Origin of the sequence: uncultured Sphingomonas sp., from assembly GCF_964243315.1 — a bacterium.
GTDB lineage: Bacteria > Pseudomonadota > Alphaproteobacteria > Sphingomonadales > Sphingomonadaceae > Sphingomonas.
Genome location: NZ_CAXTEM010000019.1, coordinates 11,481 through 26,622 on the forward strand (window position 1 = coordinate 11,481; position 15,142 = coordinate 26,622).

The following is a 15,142-nucleotide window of genomic DNA, read 5'->3' on the forward strand; positions in this document are numbered from 1 at the left end:
GCCTTCTACAGCGCGGCGCCACCGCCTCTCTGAACCGCGCCGTTCAGCTTGCATTGGGGATCGGCGGATAGGTTGCCGGCGAAGGGACGGGTGATTGCGGATTTTGCTGGTCGAGGACGATGCGACGCTCGCCGACGGCATCGCGCGCGCGTTGCGCGGCGAAAGCTTCGCGGTCGATGTTGCGAACAACGGCGAAGACGGCGCGCATCTCGGCGCGACCGAGCGGTACGATGTCGCGGTGCTCGATCTCGGTCTGCCCAAGAAGGACGGGGTGACGGTGCTTCGCGAATGGCGCGCGGCGGGCGTGCCGCTGCCGGTGCTTATCTTGACCGCGCGCGACGGCTGGTCGGAGAAGGTCGCGGGGTTCAAGGCGGGCGCCGACGATTACCTCACCAAGCCGTTCCGCGTCGAGGAACTGATCATGCGGTTGCGCGCGCTGGTCCGCCGCGCAGCGGGCCATGCCGGATCGGTCGTGATCTGCGGCCGCCTGGCATTCGACGCGCACCTGGGAACGTTCGAACTCGACGGACTGCCGCTGAAGCTGACCGCGCTCGAATGGCGCGTGCTGTCGGCGCTGATGCTCCGCCCGGAGGTGGTGATCGAGCGCGGCGAGCTGATCGAGCGGGTCTATGAAGGCGATGCCGAGGTCGATTCGAACTCGGTCGAGGTGATCATCGGGCGGCTCCGCAAGAAGATCGGCGCGACGATGATCGAGACCTTGCGCGGGCGCGGCTACCGCGTCACCGCGGGGGCGGCATGACGATAGTGCCGCGGTCGCTGTTCGGGCGGCTCCTGGCGCTGTCGACGCTGACCACGCTCGCGGCGTTGCTGTTCGCTGCGATCGGCATCGGTCATGTGCTGGAACGCTTCGTAATCCGCGGGCTGGATCAGCAGCTCGACGCCGAATTGTCGATGCTGGCGCGGGCGGTGCGACCCGACGGCACGCTCGACCGGACACGCATCGTCGACCTGCCCGTTTTTGCCGATCGCGCTTCGGGCTGGGGTTGGCGGGTCCGGGGCGCCGCAGGATCCTGGACCGGCGGCGACGCGATCGTGCTGCGGGAGCCATTTCCGGGGCGAAATCGAGAAGGCGCCGATCATCGCCACGCGCGTCCCGAACCGCGCGACGGCGTCGCCTCATCGGGCGAGCCGGTCCATCGCCGCGAGATGATCGTCGCGACCGATGCGGGGCCGGTGACGCTAGTTGCCAGCGGGCCGCGCCGAGTCGCGCTGGCGCCGCTACGCGAGGCGATGACACCGCTGCTCGTGTCGCTGGCGTTGCTCGGCGCCGCGCTGGCGTTGGCCACCGGCGTGCAGCTGCGCGTCGGGTTGCGACCGCTGCGCGCGATCAGCGCCGCGCTGGCGGACGTGCGGGCTGGACGCGCGCGGCACATCCCGGCCGACCAGCCGTTCGAACTCGCGCCGCTCGCGCACGAACTCAACGCGTTGATCGATCAGAACGAGGCCGGGCTCGCGCACGCGCGCCGCCATGTCGCCAATCTGGCGCACGGGCTGAAGACGCCGCTTGCCGCGCTCGGCGTCAGGTTGGCGGAAAGCGGAAGCGATCCGGACGGGAGCCTCAGCGCGATGGTTGCGCAGATCGATCGCAGCATTCGGCATCATCTCGGGCGCGCCCGCGCCGCTACGCCAGGCGTTTCGACGCGAGCCAGCACGCGGGTAGGCACGGCGGTCGATGGCCTGATCACGGCGATGCACCGGATCCATGCCGACGCGGCGATCGCGGTGACAGTGGATGTGTGGCCGGACGCCATGGTGACGGTCGACGCGCAGGACGTGGACGAGATGCTGGGCAACCTGCTCGACAATGCGTGGCGCCACGCACGCTCCGCGATCGCGATCGGCGTCGCAGCCATAGGCACCGCGATTGAAGTCCGGATCGACGACGACGGAACCGGCATTCCTGCTTCAGCGCGTGATGATGCATTGGCACCGGGTCGCCGTCTGGACGAGCGCGGCGAAGGCTATGGCTTCGGCTTATCGATCACCCGCGAGCTCGCCGAGCTGAACGGCGGTTCGCTCGCGCTGGCGACGTCTTCGATACTCGGTGGCCTGTCCGTGACGCTGCTCCTGCCAGGCGACCTGCGCCGCGATCGCTAGAGCTTCGCTGCGTTCGCGTCCGCCCATTTCTTGCCCGCATCGCCGCCCCAGAGAAGCCAGGCGATGAATCCGGCGGATGGGTCCTCATCCGAATCCCACTGATGCGCCGCGCCTTCCTTGTCGACGGCATGCCGCGCGAAATAGCTGTGCATCGATTTGACGTCGGCTTCGTCGAGTTCGGCGCCGTCGACGAGTTGCTCTGCGCGGCGCACCCCGACATCGGTGCCGCCACGGCCGAACTTCTCGCGCAGCTTCAGGCCGCGCTTGGCGGCCGCGGCCATTTCCTTGTTGGGTTTGAAGGTCGCTTCGGCCACTTTAATCTCCATCATCGATCGTTGCTGCCAACGGACTCGATCGACGAAGGTTTCCCCGTCCACGCAGGCCGGAAAAAGCGGCGCCCGCCGCAATACGCAACACGCGACGGGCGCCAGTACTAGGACGATCCGGTTGCAGTCGGATCGCATGGTCCCGCTAACCCCCCAAGCATTAACGCGAAGTGCCAAGATCGTTCATCCTGCGTTGCATTAGTCTGATTTCGCACCAAGCCAGCAAGCACAGCATGCTAAGGTCTGCCGATGTTCTTCGACTCCACGCTATGGCCACCGGCGCCCGATGGATCCGGTCCACCTGCCCGACCGCCGGCCAAGCTGACGCCGCGGGAGGAACGGTTGATGATGCGGATCATCGGCTGGTTGTTGCTGGTGCTGTTCATCGGGCCGTTCGCGGGATCATCGGTAATCGTGGCCGCGATGGCGCTCGTTCGATAGGCTAGCGGCGCGTCGCGACAACGCTCCGATCTTCGCAAACCTTCGCAGAACCAAGCTTGCTCGTCGGCGAAACTAGTCGATGTATTCGTCTACCTGTTTTCTTTCTGTCGCATGCGTGCAACCAGTGCGTGAGCGTTAAGATCGGCGAAGAACGAGCGGCGCGATCGACACCTAGATCCGAGCTCTCAGATGCGACCATTCGACCCGGCCGACCCTTCCGCAACGCTCGACTTTCTGTCGGGTGGCGGCGTCATGGGCGAGCTGATGCGCACGCACGATTGGCGAACGTCGGTGCTCGGCGATCCGACGGATTGGCCGCAATCGCTGCGATCGGTCGTCGGACTTCTCCTCAATTCGCGCTTTCCGATGTTCGTGGCGTGGGGCGCCGAACTCGGCGTGGTCTACAACGATGCCTATGCGCAGATCCTCGGCGCCAAGCACCCGCAGTCATTGGGCGCGCGCTTCCAGAATATCTGGGCGGAGATCTGGTCCGACATCTCACCGCTGGTCGACGCGGCGCTGGCCGGTGAGGCGATCTATCGTCGCGACCTGCCGCTGCTGATGCGGCGCAACGGTGACGACGAACAGACCTGGTTCACCTTCAGCTATTCACCGGTGCGGGACGAGAGCGGGCGGGTGGCAGGCATGTTCTGCGCCTGCACCGAAAGCACGTCGGAGGTGCTGGCGGTGCGTCGGCGCGACGTGTTGCTGGAGCTGGACCAGCGGCTTGGCGACGTGTCGACTCCGACCGAACTGGCGTTCGCGGCGTCCGAACTGCTCGGCGAGGCGCTCGGCGCGGTGCGGGTCGGCTATGGGATGATGAACCCGGGGGCGGGCACGATCACGGTAGATCGCGACTGGACCGCGCCGGGTTTCGCGAGTGCCGCCGGCGTCCACAGTTTCGACGATTACGGCAGCTACATCGACGAGCTCCGCGAGGGGCAGGCGGTCGCCTGCGCCGATGCGAACACGGATACACGGACTAGCGGATCGCGCGCCGCGTTCGCGGCTTTAGGGGTGCGTGCGTTCCTCGACATCCCGGTCGTCGAGCAGGGCCGCACCACCGCGCAACTGTTCGTGCACTCGGCCACGCCCCGGCGCTGGACCGACGAGGAGATCGCGTTCGTCCGCGCGTTTGCCGAACGCACCCGCGCCGCGATCGCGCGACGAACCGCGGAGCAGGGGCTGCACGTGAGCGAGGCGCTGTCGCGGATGCGCGCCGACGAGCTGATCGCGATCTACGATGCCGCGCCGGTCGGCCTTTGCGTGTTCGATCGCGAGATGCGCTTCGTCCGGATCAACGATCGGCTCGCGGAGATCAACGGCCGTCCTGCCGCCGATCATATCGGCCGCACGGTTCGCGAAATCGTTCCCGATCTCGACGAGCAGGCGCTCCAGGCGATGCAGCGCGTGCTGCAAGGCGAGGCACTGCACAATGTCGAGTTCGCGGGCACTACCCCGGCGCAACCCGGCGTGGTCCGGACGTGGCGGGAAAGCTGGCTGCCGCTGCGCGATGCCGCAGGCGAGGTCGTCGGCATCACGGTGTCGGCCGAGGAGATCACCGAAGCGAAGCGCGCCGAAGAGGCGTTGCACGAGCTGAACGCGACGCTCGAAACGCGGATCGCGCAGGCGATCCTCGAGCGCGAGCAGGTCGAAGCCGCGTTGCGTCAGGCGCAGAAGATGGAGGCGATGGGCCAGCTGACCGGCGGGGTCGCGCATGATTTCAACAATCTGCTCACCCCGATCGTCGGCTCGCTCGACATGCTCCAGCGCAAGGGGTTGGGCGACGACCGCGAGCGCCGGCTGATCGACGGCGCGCTGCAATCCGCAGAACGCGCCAAATTGCTGGTGCAGCGCCTGCTCGCCTTCGCGCGTCGCCAGCCGCTCCAGCCTAAACCGGTGGACGTCAGCGCGCTGATCGGCGGCATGGCCGACCTGATCGCCAGCACGTCCGGCCCGAAGACCAAGGTGATCGTCGATATCGCCGCCGACATCCCGACCGCGGTCGCCGACGCGAACCAGCTCGAAATGGCGATCCTCAACCTGGCGGTGAACGCACGCGACGCGATGATCGAGGGCGGCCGGCTGACGATCGCAGCACGCGCCGATACGGCGGACGCAGCGAACGGGGTCGGGCTCGCGCCCGGCCGCTATGTCCGGCTGTCGGTCGCGGACACCGGGGTCGGCATGGATGAGGAGACCGCCAGGTGCGCGGTGGAGCCATTCTATTCGACCAAGGGGATCGGGCGCGGAACCGGGCTCGGCCTGTCGATGGTGCACGGTCTTGCGGCGCAACTGGGCGGGGCGCTCGCGATCGACAGCAAGCCGGGCGTCGGCACGCGGATCGACCTGTGGCTGCCGACCACCGGCGAGCGTGTGGAGGGTGCGCCCGATGTCGTCGTCGCACCGATGAAGGTGCGCGCGGGGACCGCGCTGCTCGTCGACGACGAGGATCTGGTGCGCGCGAGCACCGCCGACATGCTCGCCGACCTCGGCTATGCGGTGGTCGAGGCAAGTTGTGCCGAAGATGCGCTGCGGCTGGTCGACAACGGGCTGGCATTCGACCTGCTGGTCACCGATCATTTGATGCCGGGGCTGAACGGCACCGACTTCGTCCACAAGGTGCGCGAGCGCTACCCGGCGACGCGCGCGTTGATCATCTCGGGCTACGCCGAGGTGCAGGGGGTCGCGCCCGACCTGCCCCGGCTGGTCAAGCCGTTTCGGCAGGCCGACCTGATGGCCAAGCTAGGCGAGATGGATCTGCCCGATGTCGTTCCGATGGCGGCGTTCGACTGATCGCCGCCTGGGCAACGCACGGTTTACCATGCCTCCTTGCAACGGACGCAGTGACCGCCCGTTATGCGCCGGGGCAACGAACCAAGGATAGCGAATGACCGAGCGCGCGCATGTCGATTTCTACGATGTCGTCCTGAAGCCCGATCCCTCGCGTACCGTCGTCCGCCCCTTCGAACCCGGCTATCCGCGCGGCTTCGATCAGGGCCGGACGCGCACGTCGGAAACGATCGAGATGATCATGGGGCTCGACGCGGAGGAGCTCGAGCGGCAGCTGACCGGGGTCACCGCCTCGTTGGACGAGCACCACCGCGAAGTCGACGTGACGCTGCAACGCCGGTTCGAACAGATCGCGCCGCAAATGCCGGCGGGGCTGACCCCCTCCCCCGAGCAGCAGCGGCTGATCGGTGCGTACTTCAGCCAGGAATATGCCTATGAGGCCGCGGCGCTGTTCAACCCCAGCGCGGTGCCGCATCCGGACCAGAGCGGCGTCCCGGCGGGCGCGGTGCGCTTCGTGCTGTCCTTGCGCGGGGTCGGCGAAGGCCATGTGTCGTCGGTGACGTTCCGGACCGGCGTCTGGGTGCCGGGCGGCGACCTGACGATCGACGATCCCGGCACGACATCCGTCCCGCCGGTGATCGCGAAGGGGAGCGGATCGGACGATGCGGTGCGGCTCGATTGCGGCGGATCACGCAGCATATCGGAGACGGTGTTGTTCCCGATCCTGCCGAGCCAGCGCCAGGGCATTGAGGACATGCGCCTCGTCCGCTTCGTCGACGACGACGGCAGCGTCGCCTATCACGGCACCTATACCGCGTTTAGCGGTGCCGAGGCACGGTCCGAACTGCTGACCACGACCGACTTCGCCCGCTTCCAGATGCGCGCGCTGACCGGCGACGTCGCCAGCGCGAAGGGCATGGCGATCTTCCCGCGGCGGATCGACGGGCGTTACGTGACGCTGGGGCGGCAGGACAACAAGAACATCTGGCTCAACGTGTCCGACGACCTGCTGCACTGGGACGGCGGCGCCAAGTTGATCGAGCCGCGCTTCCCCTGGGAGTTCGTGCAGATGGGCAATTGCGGATCGCCGATCGAGATCGACGAGGGCTGGCTGGTGCTCACCCACGGGGTCGGCACGGTGCGCAACTACTGCATCGGCGCCTGCCTGCTCGACAAGCAGGACCCGTCCAAGCTGTTGGCGCGAACGCCGCGCCCGGTGCTCGCGCCGAGCCCGCACGAGCGCGACGGCTATGTGCCCAACGTCGTCTATAGCTGCGGGGCGCTCGTCCAGCAGCGGACGATGCTGCTGCCCTATGCGGTCGCGGACAGCTTCTCCGCGTTCGGGACGCTGTCGGTCGACGATCTGCTCGCCTGCATGGACTAGCTCCGCGCTCGCCCCTTCCCGCACTGCTGCCCCTGGAGTCACCAATGGCCGACCGCATCCTCGTCTTCTACGGATCGTACCGCCGCGATCGGCAGGGCATCCGACTGGCCCGCTACCTGGTGAGCGCGTTCGCCGAGCGGGGCGCCGATGTCGAGCTGATCGACGCCAGGGAGTTCGACCTCCCGATGCTCGACCGCATGTACAAGGAATATCCCGCCGGCGAGGCGCCCGCCGCGCTGGAGGAACTCGCGGGCAAGATCCGCGGTGCGCACGCGTTCGTGTTCGTCGCGGGCGAGTATAATTGGGGCGTCCAGCCCGGCCTCAAGAATCTGACCGATCATTTCCTGGAGGAGTGGTTCTGGCGGCCCGCGGCGATCGCGAGCTATTCGGCGGGGCGCGTCGGCGGCGCGCGGGCGGGGCTCGCCTGGCACGGCACGCTGTCGGAGATGGGGATGGTGGTGATCTCCAGCTCGATCCTGGTCGGCGGCATCAGCCACGCGATCGACGCCGACGCGCGGCCGACCGGCGACGGCGGCGCAGCGCTCGAGAAGAGCTTTCCGCGCTTCGCCGACGACCTGGCGTGGTGGACCGAGGCTGCCCGCATCCAGCGCGAGCGACGCCCCGTCCCCTATTAACCAGCCCGCCCCGCGCGGGTCAGACCGCGCGGGCGCGCTCCTCGACGATCCGTTCGAGCATCGACAGCGGCATCGCACCCGATTCCAGCACGTCGTGGAAATGCTTGAGGTCGAACCGCGAACCCGCGATGCGGCGGGCATTGTCGCGCGCGCGCAGCCACGCCGCGTGGCCGATCTTGTAGCTGCAGGCCTGACCGGGCGAGACGCAATACCGCTCGATCTCGCGCTGCGACCTGCCGGGCGCGAAGCCCACGGTGTCGACCATGTAGCGGGTCGCCTGATCATGGGTCCACCGCTTGGTGTGGATGCCGGTGTCCACCACCAGCCGCGCGGCACGGAACAGGAATGACTGCAGATACCCCGCGCGCTCCACCGGCGAGGCGTAGCCGCCGAGCTCGTCCGCCAGCTGTTCGGCATAGAGCGCCCAGCCCTCCAGATACGCATTGAAGAACGCGATCTTGCGCAGCGTGTGGGTCGGCGCGCGCTGCGCGGTGGAGATCTGGAGATGATGCCCCGGCACGCCTTCATGATAGGTCAGGCTAGGCAACGTGTATTTCGGCCAGTCGTGGACGCTCTTGAGGTTGATCCAGTAGATCGCCGCACGCGATCCATCGAGCGGCGCGCGGAAATAATAGCCGTTCGGGGCACCATCCTGGATCTCAGGCGCGACGCGGCGGATCTCGAGCGGCGCGTTGGGCGGATTGGTGAAGGCCTGAGGCAGCTTCGTCTGCATCGAACGGACGCCGGCGTTGAGACTCGCAAGCAGTTCGGTACGGCCCGCATCGGTGTTCGCGAACAGCTGCGCCGGCTGACGGTTGAGCTGGTCGAGCCGCGCGCCGACGCTGCCCTGGGTCAGCCCCTGGCTGCGCAGGATCGGGTCGAGCTGCGCGGACAGCTCCGCGACCTGTTGCAGCCCCATGCGGTGCACCTCGTCGGGCGACAAGGTGGTGGTCGTCGCCTGCGCCAGCGCCGCGGCGTAGATCGCCTCGCCGTCCGGGATCGCCCAGACCCCTGCGGCGCTGCGCGCAGTCGGGCGCAAGGTCTTCACGAAGGCGATCTGGCGGTCGAGCGCGGGATAGACCTGCGCCTCGACGATGCGCGCGGCGCGCGTGCCCCAATCGCCCGCGAGACCCGCGGCAGTCGCCCGGCTGGTGAGCGACTGGACCAACTGGTTGTCCGCCGCCGCGGGCGCGCGCAGCTTCGCCATCTGGCCGAGTGCGAGATCGAGCGAGAAATCGGGCGCGACCTGCCCCTTCGCGGCCGCGCGGCGCTGCCCGGCAGTTTCGTTATCGAGCTGCTGGCCCATCAGCGACAGCCGATCGAGATACGCCTCGGCGTCCGCAACGGTCTTCACCGGGTGCGTGGAATCGAGGAAGTCGGGCAGCGCGAAATAGACGCCGTCCTGCTGGGTGATCAGATACGGCCCCTGCGGCGACGACACGCCGAAGCGCGACGGCCCGACCATCTTGGAATCGATGTTGTAGAGCACGACCTCGCGGTCGATCCGCGCCTGGGCGGACAGCGTCGCGGGATCGATCCCGGCGACCTTGGCGCGGGCGGCGCGGTTCTGCGCGAGATCCGCGGCGATCGCGCCTTCGCTATTGTCGTCGAGCTTGCGCCGCAGATCGGCGTTCGCGCCGGTATCCAGCCCCAGCGATGTGGCCAGTTCCGGTGCGGACCGCACGTCCTGCGCGAGCACCTGATCGAAGGCGGCGGTCAGGCGGGCATCGCCGGGCGACGGCGCGGCTTTCGCCGCTTGAGCCAGGGCGGCCCGCTCGCCGGTGAGGGTCAGCCCGGCGGCGGCGACGCCCGACATGAGGAAAAGCCGACGATCCATGCGCTCGATCCTTGCTAGCGACGTTACGCGCCACGTCTGGCGAGGTCGGCGCGGCGGTGCAACCCCGCTTGCCTCACCGCCGCCTAGGTACGCGATCATATCATACGTTAGCCTGGCGCCGCTTGGAACAGCGACCGCCACCGGCCGTTCTGCCCCGACTACCGCAACCAGGAGACGAGCGATGCCGAGCGACCAGGAAATCGAAGCCAAGTTCTGGAAAGCCCTGCGATCGGACCGCACGATCATGCTCGGGCTCGACGGCGTCGAGGACGGCCACGCCCGCCCGATGACCGCGCTGGTCGACGGCGACGAGAACCACGGGCCGCTCTACGTCTTCGCGTCGAAGGACAACACGTTGATCGACCTGCTCGCGCGGAACGATCGCGCGATCGCGACCTTCGTGTCGAAGGGGCACGACATCTGGGCGACGATCCATGGATCGCTGTCGGTGCACAACGACCGCGCCACGATCGACCGGCTGTGGAACCCTTATGTCGCTGCCTGGTACGAAGGCGGCAAGGACGATCCCAAGCTCGCGCTGCTCCGGCTCGACACCGAAAGGGCCGAGATCTGGCTCGACGGCTCTAGCCTGGTCGCCGGGGTGAAGGCGCTGCTCGGGGTCGATCCCAAGAAGGACTACCGCGACAACATCGCCGAAGTGACGCTCTGACCTCTTGCCACCGCTCCTGACCGCTAAGCCGCGGTTCAGGAGCGGCGAGGTATCCGGACCCATGCTCAAGACCTTGCTCCTCGCGGCAACGTTGGTTGCCACCCCCGCCCTGGCCGCTCCGCGCGACGATCCGGACACGCAGTTGCGCAAGGCGCTCGCGGGTCGCGATGCCGGCAAGCCGGTCAACTGCATCAGCCTGCCATCGACTAATTCGAGCCGGATCATCGAGGGCAGGGCGATCATCTACGGCAGCGGCGGCCGGCTCTACGTCAACGAACCGCGATCGGGCGCGGAGTCGCTCGACGACGACGACATCCTGGTCACGCGCGTGACCGGATCGCAGCTGTGCAGCATCGACACGATCGACCTTGTTGACCGCGCATCACGGATACAGCGCGGGTTCGTCGTATTGGGCGAGTTCGTGCCTTACACCAGGGCGGCGAAAGCCAAGTAGCGCTCTATTTCCTCCTCCGCCGCTAGGGGGAGGTGGCCGCGTACAGCGCTGACGAAGGGGCGGTAGGCGGTCAGCCCCGCCTTTGCGGCCCCGCCTTCGCTTAGTGAGCGGCCCCTTACCCCGCTCTGTGAGCGAGGATCACGTGCCACTTATCGGCAAGCCACGCGTATAAACGCCGATGCTGGTCGCCCGCCTCAAGCAGTTCTTCGTCGAGGAACATTGGACGTTCGCCGAACACGAGCGTCCCGCGCTGCCTGGGTCCCCGGCATCGCCCGAGCATCCCGTCGCGCGCCGCACCGCCTACGCCGCGATCGGAACGTTGCTCGGGATCACCGGCGGCCTCGGCACCGCGCTCGTCTCGGTCAACACCACTGCGCTGCAAGGGTCGCTCGGGCTCGATCCCGCGGAGATCGCGTGGCTGCCGACCGCCTATGTGATGACCAACGTGTCGGTGAACCTGCTGCTGATCAAATTTCGGCAGCAATATGGGCTGCGACCGTTCGCGATGATCTTCCTGGGGTTGTACGCGGCGCTGACGCTGGCGCATCTGTTCGTGCATGGCTTCGGCTCCGCGATCGCGGTGCGGGCCGCCAGCGGCATGGCGGGCGCGGCGGTGTCGAGCCTGGCACTCTATTACATCATGCAGGCATTGCCCGCGAAATGGCGGTTGAAGGCCGTGGCGATCGGTATCGGCATTCCGCAATGTGCGACGCCGCTGGCGCGGCTGTTCTCGCCCGATCTGCTCGCCGCGTCCGAATGGCGCACGCTATACCTGTTCGAACTCGGGCTGGCGGTGCTGTGCTTCGCCGCGGTCAGCCTGCTGCGTCTGCCGCCGACCGAGCGCCGTGCGGCGTTCGAGCCGCTCGACTTCGTCACGTTCACGCTCTTTGCAGGTGCGCTCGCGCTGATCGCGGCGGTGCTCGGCCAAGGGCGGATCCTGTGGTGGACCGAGGCGGCGTGGATCGGTTGGGCGCTGGTTATCGCAATCCCGATGCTGATGGCGGCGCTGGTGATCGAGCATGGCCGCGCCAATCCGCTGCTCAACACGCGGTGGCTCGGCAGCGCCGATATCGTGCGCTTCACGATCGTCACGATCATGGCGCGGGTGGTGCTGTCCGAACAAACCTATGCCGCGGTCGGCCTGCTGAACGTGCTGGGGCAGAACAACGATCAATTGCGGCCACTGTTCGCGATCATCCTGCTCACCTCGATCGCCGGCGTGGCGGCGAGCGCGATCACGCTGAACGTCCAGAAGCTCGCACATCCGGTTATGCTGTCGATCGGCCTCGTCGCGATCGCCGCCTATTTGGACTCGCATTCGACCAGCCTCACCCGCGCGCCCGAACTCTACCTCACCCAGGCGCTGATCGCGTTCGCGGCGACCTTCTTTCTCGGGCCGTCGCTGCTGTTCGGGATGACCAGGGCACTGCAGGCCGGGTCGGGCCATATCATCAGCTTCATCGCGCTGTTCGGCGTGATCAACTCGATCGGTGGGCTGGGCGGATCGGCAATGCTCGGCACCTATCAGAGCATCCGCGAGAAGGCGCACAGCGCGGCGATCGTGCAGACGATCGATCCCACCAACCCGATCGTGACCCAGCGGCTCGGCGCGGGGAGCGCCGCGGTCGGCCGTGTCGTCGGCGACCCGGCGCTACGGACCGCGGAGGGCGGCGCGCTGCTGTCACAGACCGCGACGCGCGAGGCCAACGTACTGGCTTTCAACGATGTTTTCCGCCTCATTGCCCTTCTTGCCGCAGCGACCACCGCCTATCTGCTCTTCCTCCTGATCCGCAGGGGCTGGCGCGAACGGCGCAGCGCCGCCGCCGCTGGAGTGCCCGCATGACCGACACGACCGTCTCGCCCGCTCCCGTCGCCACGGTCGCCGCGACGTCCCCGGTCGCCGCGACGCCGGCGACCGAGGAGCGGCTGGCCGAGGCAGCGCCGTCGCCGCCGGCCGCCTCGGGCTGGCGCCCGCCCGCGGTCGGCCGCAGTGCACTGATCGTGGTGATGGTGCTGACGATCGCGGGTGTCGCCGCGGTGCTCGCGGCGTGGCAATTGCCCCCGTTTAACACCGCGCAGCAGCAGACCGACAATGCCTATGTGCGCGGCCGCACGACGGTGATCAGCCCGCAGGTCAGCGGCTATGTCGCGCGGGTGCTGGTCCGCGACTTCGACACCGTCGCGCCCGGCCAGCCGCTGGTGGCGATCGACGACCGCATCTACCGACAGCGGATCGATCAAGCCGCGGCGCAGGTCTCCGCGCAGCAGGCTACGCTCGCCAACACCGCGCAGACCGCGCGATCGCGGACCGCATCGCTGGCGGTGCAGGACGCCGCGGTGGCGAACGCGCGTGCGCAGCTGATGCGCGCGCAGGCCGACATGAACCGCGTGAACGACCTGGTCACCGACGGATCGGTGTCGCTGCGCGAGCGCGACCAGACGCTGGCGGCGCTGCGCCAGGCGCAGGCCCAAGTTCTGCAGGCGCAGGCTGCGCGAGAGATCGCGCGGCAGGACATCCGCACCGTGCAGGTGGGGCGCGGCGGACAGCAGGCCGCGGTGTCGGGTGCGGAGGCGGCGCGGCGGCTGGCGGAGATCGACTTGGCCAATACCGTGATCCGCGCGCCGGAGGGCGGTCGGCTGAGCGAGATCGGGGTCCGCGTCGGGCAATATGTCACCGCGGGATCGCAGCTGATGTTCCTGGTGCCCGCCGAGACCTGGGTGATCGCCAACTTCAAGGAAGCGCAGACCGCACGGATGGCGGTTGGCCAGCCCGCGAGCTTCACGGTGGATGCGCTCGCCAACGAACGGTTGACCGGGCGGGTCGAGCGGATCTCGCCCGCGGCCGGATCCGAATTTGCGGTGCTGAAGCCCGACAACGCGACCGGCAACTTCACCAAGGTGCCGCAGCGGATCGCGGTGCGGATCCGCATCGATCCGGGCCAGCCGCTTGCGCAGCGATTGCGGCCGGGCATGTCGGTGCAGGCGCGGGTCGACACCGCAGCGGCGCAATGATCGACGTGCGGCGATCGGCAGCGATGGTCGCGCTCCTGCTGGCGTCGGCCTGCGCAGGGCCGCGTCCCGCGCCGCCCGCCGCCGCGGGTGTGACGCCGCCAGCCGGTTGGCGAACTTCGCTCGCCGCGGGCCAGCCGGTGAGCACCGACTGGTGGCGGTCGTTCGGCGATCCGGTCCTCACCATGCTGATCGAACGGGCGCTTGCAAGCAACGTCGACATCGCCGTCGCCGCCGCACGCGTCGAGGAGGCCCGCGCGACCGAACGTCAGGCACGCGCGCAACTCTCGCCGCAGATCGGCGGCGCCTTGCCGACCTCGGACGGTCGCGCGCTCAACCCGTTCGGCCTCGCCACGACCAACCTCGCGAGCCAACCCGCGCTGACCGCCAGCTACGATCTCGACCTGTTCGGGCGTCTCCGCCTGGCGAGCGAGGCGGCGCGCGCGCAGACCCTCGCCACCGCCGCCGCCCGCGATACGGTGCGCCTCGGTATCGTCGGCAGCGTCGCCAGCGGCTACATCACCCTGCGCGCGCTCGACGCGCGGCTGCTGGTCGCGCGCGAGACGCTGGCGGCGCGTGCGGAGGCGCTGCGGATCGCGCGGCGGCGGGCGGAGACCGGCTATACCTCGATGCTCGAACTGCATCAGGCGGAGGGCGAATATCGCGCCACCGAGCAGCTCGTGCCACAGGCGCAACTGGCGATCGCGCGGCAGGAGGACGCGATCGCGGTGCTCGTCGGCGCGAACCCGGGCCCGGTCGCGCGCGGCGCCGCACTCGCCGTGATCGCCGCACCGCCGATCCCTGCGGGATTGCCCGCCGATCTGCTGCGGCGGCGCCCGGACATCGCGCAAGCCGAACGGACCCTCGTCGCGGCGGATCGATCGCTCGACAGCGCACGCGCGGCATTCCTCCCCAATCTGAGCCTTACCGGGTCGGCGGGGCTGGTGCTGTCGACCGCGCTGTCGAACCCGGTCGGCGTCTTCTCGCTCGGCGGCAGCGTGCTCGCACCGTTGTTCGACGGCGGGAGACTGCGGGCGCAGGCCGATGCGGCGGCGGCGCGGCGCGATCAGGCGGCGTTTGGTTATCGACGCGCGGCGCTGAACGCGTTCCGCGAGGTCGACGACAGCCTCGCCGGCGTGATGCGCACGGGGGAACAGGAGACCGCACTCGCCGGCCAGCGCGACGCACTCGCGGCGGCGCTGCGCAACGCGGCGAACCGCTACCGCGCAGGCTATTCCTCCTATCTAGACCAGCTCGACACCCAGCGCGGCCTGCTCACGGCCGAACTCGCGCTGGTGCAGGCACGCGCGGACCGACTGAACGCCTATGTCGAGTTGTACCAGGCGCTCGGCGGCGGGTGGTCGCCTACCCAGATCGACGCAGCGCGACGCTGAGCTTCGCGGGTCGAAGCCCGATCGAAGGGCACCGGATCGATGATCGCTTCGGGCTGAGCCCCGTCTCCTGATAAACGAGCG

13 protein-coding genes are annotated in these 15,142 nt (G+C 68.5%); 11 read left to right on the top strand and 2 right to left on the bottom strand.

The window, feature by feature from the left end; translation table 11 throughout:
* Positions 1–94 precede the first annotated feature (94 nt).
* Positions 95–760 (top strand): response regulator, encoded by a 666-nt coding sequence (locus ACFE77_RS07915; protein WP_375421092.1) that lies wholly within the window; start codon positions 95–97, stop codon positions 758–760.
* Entirely contained in the window at positions 757–2,118 is a 1,362-nt protein-coding gene (locus ACFE77_RS07920) for a sensor histidine kinase (RefSeq protein WP_375421093.1), read from the top strand. Before ACFE77_RS07915 ends, ACFE77_RS07920 begins: the two co-directional genes overlap by 4 nt.
* Here ACFE77_RS07920 and ACFE77_RS07925 read toward each other — a convergent pair.
* Positions 2,115–2,525, bottom strand: a complete 411-nt coding sequence (locus ACFE77_RS07925; RefSeq protein WP_375421094.1) for a hypothetical protein — start codon at positions 2,523–2,525, stop codon at positions 2,115–2,117. The two genes, ACFE77_RS07920 and ACFE77_RS07925, sit on opposite strands and share 4 nt — an antisense overlap.
* 168 nt (positions 2,526–2,693) lie before the next feature.
* Here ACFE77_RS07925 and ACFE77_RS07930 point away from each other — a divergent pair, with 168 nt between their 5' ends.
* From ACFE77_RS07930 to ACFE77_RS07945, 4 genes are all read left to right on the top strand, one after another.
* A complete protein-coding gene (locus tag ACFE77_RS07930) occupies positions 2,694–2,885 on the top strand; it encodes a hypothetical protein (protein WP_375421095.1) in 192 nt (63 codons plus the stop codon).
* A gap of 189 nt (positions 2,886–3,074) precedes the next feature.
* Complete coding sequence (locus ACFE77_RS07935) at positions 3,075–5,681, top strand: PAS domain-containing protein (RefSeq protein WP_375421096.1); 2,607 nt, start codon at positions 3,075–3,077, stop codon at positions 5,679–5,681.
* 94 nt (positions 5,682–5,775) lie between these two features.
* Positions 5,776–7,062, top strand: a complete 1,287-nt coding sequence (locus ACFE77_RS07940; protein WP_375421097.1) for a glycoside hydrolase family 130 protein — start codon at positions 5,776–5,778, stop codon at positions 7,060–7,062.
* 44 nt (positions 7,063–7,106) lie between these two features.
* Positions 7,107–7,697 (top strand): NADPH-dependent FMN reductase, encoded by a 591-nt coding sequence (locus ACFE77_RS07945; protein ID WP_375421098.1) that lies wholly within the window; start codon positions 7,107–7,109, stop codon positions 7,695–7,697.
* A gap of 19 nt (positions 7,698–7,716) precedes the next feature.
* On the opposite strand, the gene ACFE77_RS07950 is transcribed toward ACFE77_RS07945, so the two are convergent.
* Entirely contained in the window at positions 7,717–9,534 is a 1,818-nt protein-coding gene (locus ACFE77_RS07950; RefSeq protein ID WP_375421099.1) for a DUF885 family protein, read from the bottom strand.
* A 181-nt stretch (positions 9,535–9,715) separates the two neighbouring features.
* On the opposite strand from ACFE77_RS07950, the gene ACFE77_RS07955 reads away from it, so the two are divergent.
* The 5 genes from ACFE77_RS07955 to ACFE77_RS07975 all read left to right on the top strand — a co-directional run bounded on the left by ACFE77_RS07955 (position 9,716) and on the right by ACFE77_RS07975 (position 15,061).
* Positions 9,716–10,204 carry a pyridoxamine 5'-phosphate oxidase family protein gene (locus ACFE77_RS07955; protein ID WP_375421100.1) on the top strand — a complete coding sequence of 163 codons (489 nt, stop codon included), beginning with the start codon at positions 9,716–9,718 and terminating at the stop codon, positions 10,202–10,204.
* Between the two features lie 61 nt (positions 10,205–10,265).
* Entirely contained in the window at positions 10,266–10,658 is a 393-nt protein-coding gene (locus ACFE77_RS07960) for a hypothetical protein (RefSeq protein ID WP_375421101.1), read from the top strand.
* 178 nt (positions 10,659–10,836) lie between these two features.
* Positions 10,837–12,501, top strand: a complete 1,665-nt coding sequence (locus tag ACFE77_RS07965; RefSeq protein WP_375421102.1) for an MFS transporter — start codon at positions 10,837–10,839, stop codon at positions 12,499–12,501.
* Positions 12,498–13,670 carry an HlyD family secretion protein gene (locus ACFE77_RS07970; protein WP_375421103.1) on the top strand — a complete coding sequence of 391 codons (1,173 nt, stop codon included), beginning with the start codon at positions 12,498–12,500 and terminating at the stop codon, positions 13,668–13,670. The genes ACFE77_RS07965 and ACFE77_RS07970 overlap by 4 nt, the downstream gene beginning before the upstream one ends.
* Before the next feature lie 5 nt (positions 13,671–13,675).
* Positions 13,676–15,061: an efflux transporter outer membrane subunit gene (locus tag ACFE77_RS07975; protein WP_375421122.1), complete on the top strand. Its 1,386-nt coding sequence runs from the start codon at positions 13,676–13,678 to the stop codon at positions 15,059–15,061.
* The last annotated feature ends 81 nt before the right edge of the window (positions 15,062–15,142 follow it).